At 34.9% G+C, this 9,009-nt stretch carries 6 protein-coding genes and 1 tRNA gene; 1 reads left to right on the top strand and 6 read right to left on the bottom strand.

Features of this window, described 5'->3' with window-relative positions:
• Nucleotides 1-131 precede the first annotated feature (131 nt).
• Nucleotides 132-217 (top strand) — tRNA-Leu (locus QO200_RS16005).
• Nucleotides 218-528: 311 nt separating this feature from the next.
• Here QO200_RS16005 and QO200_RS16000 read toward each other — a convergent pair.
• The 6 genes from QO200_RS16000 to QO200_RS15975 all read right to left on the bottom strand — a co-directional run bounded on the left by QO200_RS16000 (nt 529) and on the right by QO200_RS15975 (nt 9,002).
• A complete protein-coding gene (locus QO200_RS16000; protein WP_371542033.1) occupies nt 529-1,788 on the bottom strand; it encodes a DUF819 domain-containing protein in 1,260 nt (419 codons plus the stop codon).
• A gap of 91 nt (nt 1,789-1,879) precedes the next feature.
• Nucleotides 1,880-3,415, bottom strand: a complete 1,536-nt coding sequence (locus tag QO200_RS15995) for a glutamate racemase (protein WP_371542031.1) — start codon at nt 3,413-3,415, stop codon at nt 1,880-1,882.
• Between the two features lie 6 nt (nt 3,416-3,421).
• Nucleotides 3,422-4,978: an amidohydrolase family protein gene (locus tag QO200_RS15990; protein WP_371542028.1), complete on the bottom strand. Its 1,557-nt coding sequence runs from the start codon at nt 4,976-4,978 to the stop codon at nt 3,422-3,424.
• A 216-nt stretch (nt 4,979-5,194) separates the two neighbouring features.
• Nucleotides 5,195-6,556, bottom strand: coding sequence for a serine hydrolase domain-containing protein (locus QO200_RS15985; protein ID WP_371542026.1), 1,362 nt, complete (start codon nt 6,554-6,556; stop codon nt 5,195-5,197).
• Nucleotides 6,549-7,589, bottom strand: coding sequence for a dipeptide epimerase (locus tag QO200_RS15980; RefSeq protein WP_371542024.1), 1,041 nt, complete (start codon nt 7,587-7,589; stop codon nt 6,549-6,551). Before QO200_RS15980 ends, QO200_RS15985 begins: the two co-directional genes overlap by 8 nt.
• Nucleotides 7,590-9,002, bottom strand: coding sequence for a RagB/SusD family nutrient uptake outer membrane protein (locus QO200_RS15975; protein WP_371542022.1), 1,413 nt, complete (start codon nt 9,000-9,002; stop codon nt 7,590-7,592).
• Nucleotides 9,003-9,009 lie beyond the last annotated feature (7 nt).

The following is a 9,009-nucleotide window of genomic DNA, read 5'->3' as shown; positions in this document are numbered from 1 at the left end:
ATTTTTTTAAATAGTACTTTGCAAAAGTGAATTATTATAGTACCTTCGCCGAGGTGATAGCCCGATGGATCGAAAGTTCATTTATCTGTAGCTCTTTTTAGAAGTTTTGGAATGGGAAGATACCACATCATGCTCGGATGGTGAAATTGGTAGACACGCTGGACTTAAAATCCAGTGAACAGCAATGTTCGTGCGGGTTCAAGTCCCGCTCTGAGTACAAAAAAACTCCATTAAGCGTATGCTTAATCGAGTTTTTGTATAAAATAGATTTGTTAAAACCCTATTCATCTAGTTGAATAGGGTTTTTTTATTATTGATTGCGTTTTGCGTGAGGGGTAGTAGCGGCATCCTTTTACAAAGCGATAGCGGAGTAAAAGATATAGCGTATAACCCGACCCCTTAGGGTCACGCCCAAATTACAAGACTGTTTTAAAGAGTTGTTAATATGAAAGGACCTTGTTGGTTGGTTAATCAGAATTAAGGCTTAAAGTTCTTTAAATTATCATTGTTTGGTACAAGTAATCTTAGCTATGTAATGATTAGAAAAATTTGGTGTAGTAACAAACCACACACATAGGCTCCGTAGGTTCCCACGGCATAGCCCAAAACAGCTAGTAATACTCCAACGGGAGCTAAAAACGGACTAAATGCCGCGGCAACAATGGGTGCAGAAGCCGCTCCTCCAATATTTGCCTGGCTACCTACTGCCACATAAAAGAAAGGAGCTTTAATGATTTTGGCTACAATGATCATTACAATGATATGGGTAGTGATCCAAATGATACCAACCAAGAAGAGTAAAGGATTATCAAAAATTGCTCCTAGATTCATATGTGTTCCTATGGTTGCTACGAGTATGTAAAGAAATACGGTACCCACTTTTGACGCACCATAACTTTCTATTTTTCGAACTTTGGTAAACGATAATAATACTCCTGCTGTAGTTGTGATAATTACCAACCAGAAGAATTCATTAGTAAAAGAATATTTCTCTAATTCTGGATAGTTCTCTTTAAAAAATGGAGCCAATATATCGGCTAAGAAGTGTCCTAAACCCGTTAGACCAAAAGCAACCATAAGGACTATCATTAAATTATTGGCAGTAAGTGGTTGTCTTTTTCCTGCTTGTTCTTCTTCCAGATTTTTCTCTAATTCGGCAATGGGAGCATTATCTGCTTTTAACCATTTGTCAATTTTATCTGATTTTTGAGCACCATATAACAAAAATCCCATCCATAAATTGGCTACCAAAACATCTACTGCGATCATTTGAGCAAACATACTTTTACTTGCGCCAAACACTTCTAGCATGGCGGTTTGATTTGCGCCACCACCAATCCAACTTCCTGCTATTGTTGATAATCCTTTCCAAACTTCTTCTCCGTTTGATAAAGCTACTTCGGGAAAGAAGCTACCCACAATATATAAGGCCAAAGGTCCACCGATTATAATCCCTACCGTTCCTGCTAAAAACATGATTACGGCTTTGCTCCCTAATCTTTTTAAGGCAACAAAATTGATGCTTAGGGTAAGTAAAACCAAACTGGCAGGTAATAAATAACGGGAGGCAATAGTGTATAAACTGGAAGTCTCTCCTGATATAATATTGAAGGTGTTGAAGAGTGCGGGAATAAAATAGCACAACAAAACCGAAGGGACTATGCTGTAGAATTTCTTGAAAAAAGGTTTTTCACTAGAGGAAGTGATGAAAATTAAACCTAGTATTGTCATAAGAATACCTAGAACAACAGCATCGTTAGTTATTAGGGCAGTTGGATTTTCGTTCATATTTAGTTTTAAAATTTGAAATTAGGGGGAAGATAAAAAATACTTATCATTATTAAAGCAATCAAGTACTATTATTGAAATAGCTATCTGATTATATTTTGTTTTTCTTCTCTAAAAAGTTGACTTTCTCATTCGTTTCATTAAAAATATGCATTAACTGATAAACAGCCGGAATTTGATTCTCGAAACGTGTTAATATATCATCTGAAATATTTGCTCTGCTAAAAGGCACTATTTTTACATACTCTTGAATTTCTCCGGCATTTCTTCCGTATTTATAGTCGTATGGAAATCGTCCTTCAGCATCTATTTTAGTGCTCTTATTATCTTTATTAGGCACACTTATGTAAAACTCACTTTCGTTAATATTTCCGTTTGGATTAAATAATGATTTTTGATTTAAGTAGTCATACAGTTCTTTGGCTGTGTTTACTGCGGGATCCACTAGTTGAATGTTTTTAACCATAAATTTTCGGTATAAATAGCTACCGTCTTTAGCTTTATAGTCATATAATTCATTCAACACTGTACTTATTTCATTAGTTAAATAGGGATAATGTGTACACCCTAGAATAATTGATTTTAATTGGTTAGTAGTATTCGATTTTCTAATGTTTTCTAAAAGTGTTACAACATGGTAGCGCACATAATTTTCAGGATCATTAATTTGTAAAATGGAACAATCATCTGCTTTCTTTGTATCACAAAGCATTTTACTATTGTCATAATTAAAATTGTAAATATCAAACAAGGTTTTGTCTATTTTAACATCACCATTTAAACTTGGTCCTTTATAATCTTGTCTGGGTTTTTTAAGGTTTTTAATATAATAGTTTGTGTCCTCATCAACGGCCTCTGCAATACCAAGTCCTCCTTGTGAAAAAACTTCAATATTCCCTTTATATCCTAATTGATCTTTGAAATTTAAAATGGTATTTTGATACCCCTTTGAAGATACCGTGCCGGCAGTTGCTAAAACGCCAATAATACCATCCTCATCCTTTTTCATAGTTTCTAAAACACCACGGACACCAGCATCAATAACACCTATCACTTTAATCCCAGAATTCGCTTTTTTAATAAATTCTTCGATGTGCTCCTTTCCATAAGCCGTTGCTGTATTACAAGCAATCACAATCACTTTTACAGGTTTTTTATTAGTATTAAAGGCTGTGTCATCAAAATCACAGTAGTACTTATTTCCCAATAAAAACTGAGTGTCTTTAATAATGTGTTCTTTTAGTAAATCGTTTTTGTTTTCTTCAGCGTAATTTCCGTAAGGCATATTTGCCTGATCTCCTAAATAGATAAAGCTCTCGTTATTAAAATCCAAGACGCCATCACCACCTGATTGATGAGAGCTGTTTTGATTTTGGTCATAATCTACAATCGCTTTTAGAACCGTTAAGCCTCCAATACCTGAATCGAAAACACCTATGGGAAGACTGGTGTCATTGTAAGGATAGTTAGGGAAATCGATGTGGTAAAAGTTCTCTTTGTCATTAATAATGGTGTTGATAATATCACCTTTAACGACTTCATTTTTATAAGTATCTTTTAATTGAGAATTTTGTCCATAGCTTGCAACTACCAAAAGTACAAGGGAGGAAAGAATTAGATTTTTCATAATAATTTATTTTTTTAAAACCTTTCCGGCTAAAACATTGGTTGATTTTCCTTTTTCTACTGCAATAATTCCATTGATAATACTATATTCTAATCCTTCTGCAAATTGAAAAGCATCGTCATAATCAGCTATGTCTTTAAATGTCTCTGGATTGAAAATAATAATATCTGCAAAGTACCCCAGCTTTAAGGATCCTCTATTTGAGATTTTTAGAAGCTCAGCCGTTCTGGAAGTACTTCCTTTTATAAATTGATTTATTTCAATTTGCTTTTCTTCTTTTACATATTTATGGTATTTTCTAGGAAAGGTTCCATACTTTCTAGGATGTCCTGAGCCTCCATCTGAACCAGTAACGACCCAGTCTTGCTTCATGAAAGTAGCAATGTCCTCAGGAATCATATTAAAAGAAGCCACTTTAGGAGGATATATTTTAATTATATTATAAACAGTCTCTTCTGGAGATATATCTAGTATTTTTGAGATCTCTAACAAATTTTTTCCAACAACTGTAGTGTCTGTAGAACTTACAACTAATAATTTATCTGGTCCGCCTCTACGTGTAATATTGATTTTTGTTTCCTCAAGAATGCGTTGTCTTAATAATGGATTGTCATAGCGAATGAATACAGAGTCTATTCCGCCGCTTTCTACCCAGCGAGGCACCACCGCCGCTTTCAAACTAGTGGCCGATGCATCATAAGGATATTGATTTGCTGTAACGTCAATTCCTTCCTTTCGTGCGGCATTAATAATACTTACAATCGAATCACTTTCATGCCAGGCGTCTAGCCCTAAGCATTTAATGTGCGATATGTGAATGGGTAATTTTGCTTGTCGCCCCACTTCTATAGCCTCTTCAATTGAAGGGATCAAGCCAACGGAATACGAACTTTCATCTCTTAAATGCGTGTCGTATATTCCATTATTTGCGGCAGCAGTTTTGGCTAAAGAAATAACTTCCTCTGTACTTGCATAACTCCCAGGGGAGTAGAAAAGTCCTGTTGATAATCCAAATGCACCGGAGTCCATTTCTTGTTGAACAAGTGATTGCATTTTTAAAATTTCGTCAGGAGTAGCGATTCTATCACTATTACCGATAACCTGTCCTCGAATCGTACCATGACCCACTAATTGAACAGCGTTAGTCCCAATACCATTTTGCTCATATAATTTTTTGTATTTTGAAACAGGAAAAAAGCTTGACCCATCATTACCAACAACTACTGTGGTAACTCCTTGCATTAAAAAAGGTTTGTTGTGTGATGTTTCGGGATCATTTAAATCTCTATCAGCATGGGTATGTGGATCTATAAAGCCAGGGGAAACGATTAATCCAGTGGCATCAATAATTTTTGAAGCGTTTATAGATACATTTTTTTCATCACCTACAAAAACAATCTGGTCCCCTTTTATTCCAATTGATTCATGACTAGGCATAGTATCAATTCCGTTGTAAACGGTTCCGTTTTGTATAAGAATATCTACATTCATTTCACTTTTTAACGGTTTGCAACCCAAAAGAAGCAAGGTCGTAGCAATAAATATCAGATTTGTTTTTTTCATGGAATTTGGGTTTTAGTTGAGCTAAGGCTTTTTTTAAAAGTAGGCGGTAATTGTCACTAATTTTTTTGATTTAAACATAGTTATCCTGAGCAACAAGAAGATAGGGGCATGGTACATTATGTCCTTTCTTTATGTTGGATTTTATAAACGATAAATTTTGGTAGGAAAACCAATTAGTTCTATTTTTCAAGAACTAGATCATTAAAAAAAAATGGTTTACGATTTGTTAGCTTTTTGAATGATTGTCATGATAGCGTTTGTCATTTCGCTTTTATCAGATGCTCCAATCTTCTCATAGTCTTCTTGAAGTTGTTTTAAGTCGGCAATATCCCAATCGATATTCACGTTGGCTAAGTACCACTGCGGAATCATTTTTAAAGTTAAGTTACAAGCTGAATTTTTGAATAATTCACTTGCTTTTACTTTAGGTAGCGTTAGTGGTTGCCCATTTATAAACCCATTAACAGCAGCTCTTATTTCTTTATTGTAAGCTGAATTGTGGGTGTTATTTAAAATGATAACCAAATCTTTTGTTACTAATGAACGACTAATATAGGTTAGGTTACCAGCCCAGCTTCCAGTATGATATACTGTTTTTCCTTTTATACTATCGTCTACAATATGCCATCCATAACCATAATCAGATGTGTCTTTCGTAGGTGGGTGTTTGCTAAATGCTAATTCCTTTGAAGCGGCGTTAAAAATAGAATCATCATATAAAAACTGATCCCATTTTATCAAGTCGTCTATACTTGACGATAGTCGCCCTGATCCTAGACGGCCACTTAAGAAGCGATAATAGGCATTGTTTGGTAAAGATTCTGGAATAACATTTTTGCATTCAGCTAAACTAAACATATAACCTGGGGCATAATTTTCTTTATCCCAAATACTGTCTCGGCCCATAAAAAATGTGTTTTCCATTTGCATCGGCTCAAATATTTTTTTAGTTAAATACTTTTCTAAAGTTACTCCGCCACTTGCGCCACTTACAATTTCAGCAAGAAGAATATATCCAATATTAGAATAATGGTATTTTTCACCTGCGACACTCGAAATTGCAGGTTTCTTAGTCTTGAAATAATTTAAAATATCTTTGTTGTATGCAATTATAGACGGATCCCAGTTTTTTCTAAAATAAGGTTCGTAATCTGGTAATCCTGCAGTGTGAGAAAGTAATTGAGAAATGGTAACGTCTTTATACGGAAAATCTTCGCCAAGATATTTATAAGCAAAGTCAGTTACTTTTAATTTGTTTTCCTGCTGTAGCAAAAGTATAGCTGCTGAAGTAAACTGTTTAGATACCGAAGCAATCTCTAAAGAAGTAGTAGTCAAAAACGGGTTTTGCTTTTCTAAATTAGCAATTCCATACCCTTTCTTGAAAATTAACTTGCCTTTTCTTTTTACGGCTACTGCTCCGTTGAACATTTTTGCCTCATATAACTTTGAGAAATAGGAATCTAAAGTATCATTTTGTACTTCAATAGCTGTTTTTAAGCTTGCTTTCTTTTGCGCATCACAGCTGGTAATCGATAGCGATAAAAATAAAACGACTGCGGTTTGATATATTTTATACATAAGTTTCAATTTTGTTCCAATCTGGATTTATAAGACCAATTCCGTTAGTATCATTAAGATGGATGGATCCATTTATTACTTGGTGTCCTTGAAATGGATCGTTAGTTACCCCTAAATTCCCATCTAAGTCTATCCAGTCTGCCATAGCACCTAAATGCGCTGCAGCTGCAATAGCACAGGAAGTTTCAGACATGCAACCTAGCATTATTTTTAGATTCAATGATTTGGCTAAATTTGCCATCGCAAAAGCTTCGTGTAATCCTGTAGATTTCATCAGTTTGATATTGATACCATGATAGAAATTACTAGCTGTTTTTACTTCTTCTAAACGTTGTATTCCTTCGTCACCAATCAACGGTAAAGTACTGCGGGATACGAGCCATTCCATGTCGGAAAAGGCTTTTTTAGGCATGGGTTGTTCGATAAAAATAACATTTTCTTCTTTTAACCAGGCAATTTTATCTAGTGCTTCTTCTTTATTAGTCCAACCTTGATTAGCATCGATAAACAAGGGTTTGTCAGAGACATTTCGAACTGCTTTTATGATTTCAGCATCGTTGTCGCCACCAAGCTTAATTTTTAGGTAATGAAAATTAGCCGCTTCTTCAACTCTTTTTTCGATGATTTCGGCACTGTCAATCCCAATAGTTTTACTTGTTTTAAGTTCCTTTTTTGGTAAATTAAAATATTCATACAAAGGCATATTCATCATTTTTCCTATGAGATCATGGAGTGCAATATCAATCGCTGCTTTAATGGCTGGATTTCCTGTGGCATGTTGATCTAATGATTTTAAGATTGCTTCAATTTCTATAGGAGAAGAGAAGGGACTAAAATCAAATGTCTTTATAAAACTTTGCGCACTGGCTATACTTTCTCCATATAAGGGAGGCATTGAAGCCTCCCCATATCCTACAAAACGATCGTATTTTAGTTTTACTAATAGAACAGGAGTATTTGTTCTAGCTCCACCAGCAATTCTAAAAACGTGGTTTTTATTTAATAAATAAGGTTTAATTTCTATAGAAATCATTTAATATCCAGTGTTTTGAGGTTTGATATTTGGATTTGAATTTAATTCTTTCAATGGTATTGGCAAAATAAATTTATCGTTAGGATAGCTTACCGTAATGCTTTTTTCTGATTGAATAATTTTCACATCTTTTTTATTTCTGTTTAAATCAAACAAACGATGTCCTTCAAAAGCCAATTCTTTTCTTCTTTCCTCAAGAATTCTAGTCAATAATGCTGCACCTGTTTCTGTTGCATTTAGAGCTGCTGGATTTGCTCTTTTTGTAATAACATTTAAGTCATTTTGGGCTAACGTGTTTTCTCCTTCTTTGGCGTAAGCCTCAGCTCTAATTAAATACTGCTCTGCTAAACGTAAGATTTTAATGTTGTCATCGCTCAATGTTCCTTTCGGAAATTTGTTTACAAATAGTGCGGCTGCCTCAGCACCGGGTTTTGCTCCAGCTGTAATCGCAGTTCTTCGAGCATCTTGAGTGCTATAAAGTGCATAAAGTTCTGGGCTCACTAAAGCATCTGCGTATCCAGTAACATTAAAGAAGTGTCCTAAACTATTACTTCCTTCATTATCTGCAATTGTAAAAACAATTTCAAATAGTGTTTCGTTATTCAGTTCACTACTCCATAGCGTAGCATAATCTTTATTAGCTATTAAGCTGTAACCTCCCGTGGCAATAACTTCAGAACTGTATTTAATAGCATTTATATTGTCATTTTGATACAAAGCTACTCTTGCTAATAATCCTTTTACTGCACCAATAGAAAATGTCCCTTTTCCTTTTTGCGATTGCATTAATCCCAAAGCAGTTGTTAGGTCAGTATTAATTTGTGTATACACTTCTTTTACTGTATTCCTACTTGGTGAAGTTTGAACGGTGTTAACCTCAGTGATTACTGGTATACCTATATGGCTGGCATCTGCAGTAAAATTGTAAGGTTGAGCAAACATTCTAACAAGATCAAAATGTGCTAATGCTCTAAGTGCATAAGCTTCTCCAATTAATTGATTAATTGATTTTTGTTGCGCAGTAGAGGTGCTTTCCAATGTTTTTCCACCTTCAATAGCGCGGGTCGCATTAACAACAACTTCATACCCTTTTTCCCACAAACCTTCGGCTTCTCCATTTCTCTCAGAAACTACAAAGTTTTCATATTCTAAATAGCGGCCAGTATTTCTGGAGCTCAAATAAAGATTGTCAGCCATTAATTCCGGAATGATATACATGGTACGGCCATAATAATCATTGTTTTGCAATTTGCTATACGTACCATTTAACGCAGTTTGTAAAGTAACAAGATCCACGATTGCACTTTCGGCTGCAACACTTTGTTCTGGATTGATGTCTAAAAAAGATTCGCTACATGATGCGGTAAGCGTCACGATTGCGAGAATTACTATATGTTTAAATTTTAAGATCATTTGTTTT

It is taken from the genome of Flavobacterium sp. Arc3 (assembly GCF_041431375.1).
GTDB lineage: Bacteria > Bacteroidota > Bacteroidia > Flavobacteriales > Flavobacteriaceae > Flavobacterium.
The sequence above is the reverse complement of the archived record's forward strand: the minus strand, read 5'-3'. Positions and strand labels throughout refer to the sequence as shown.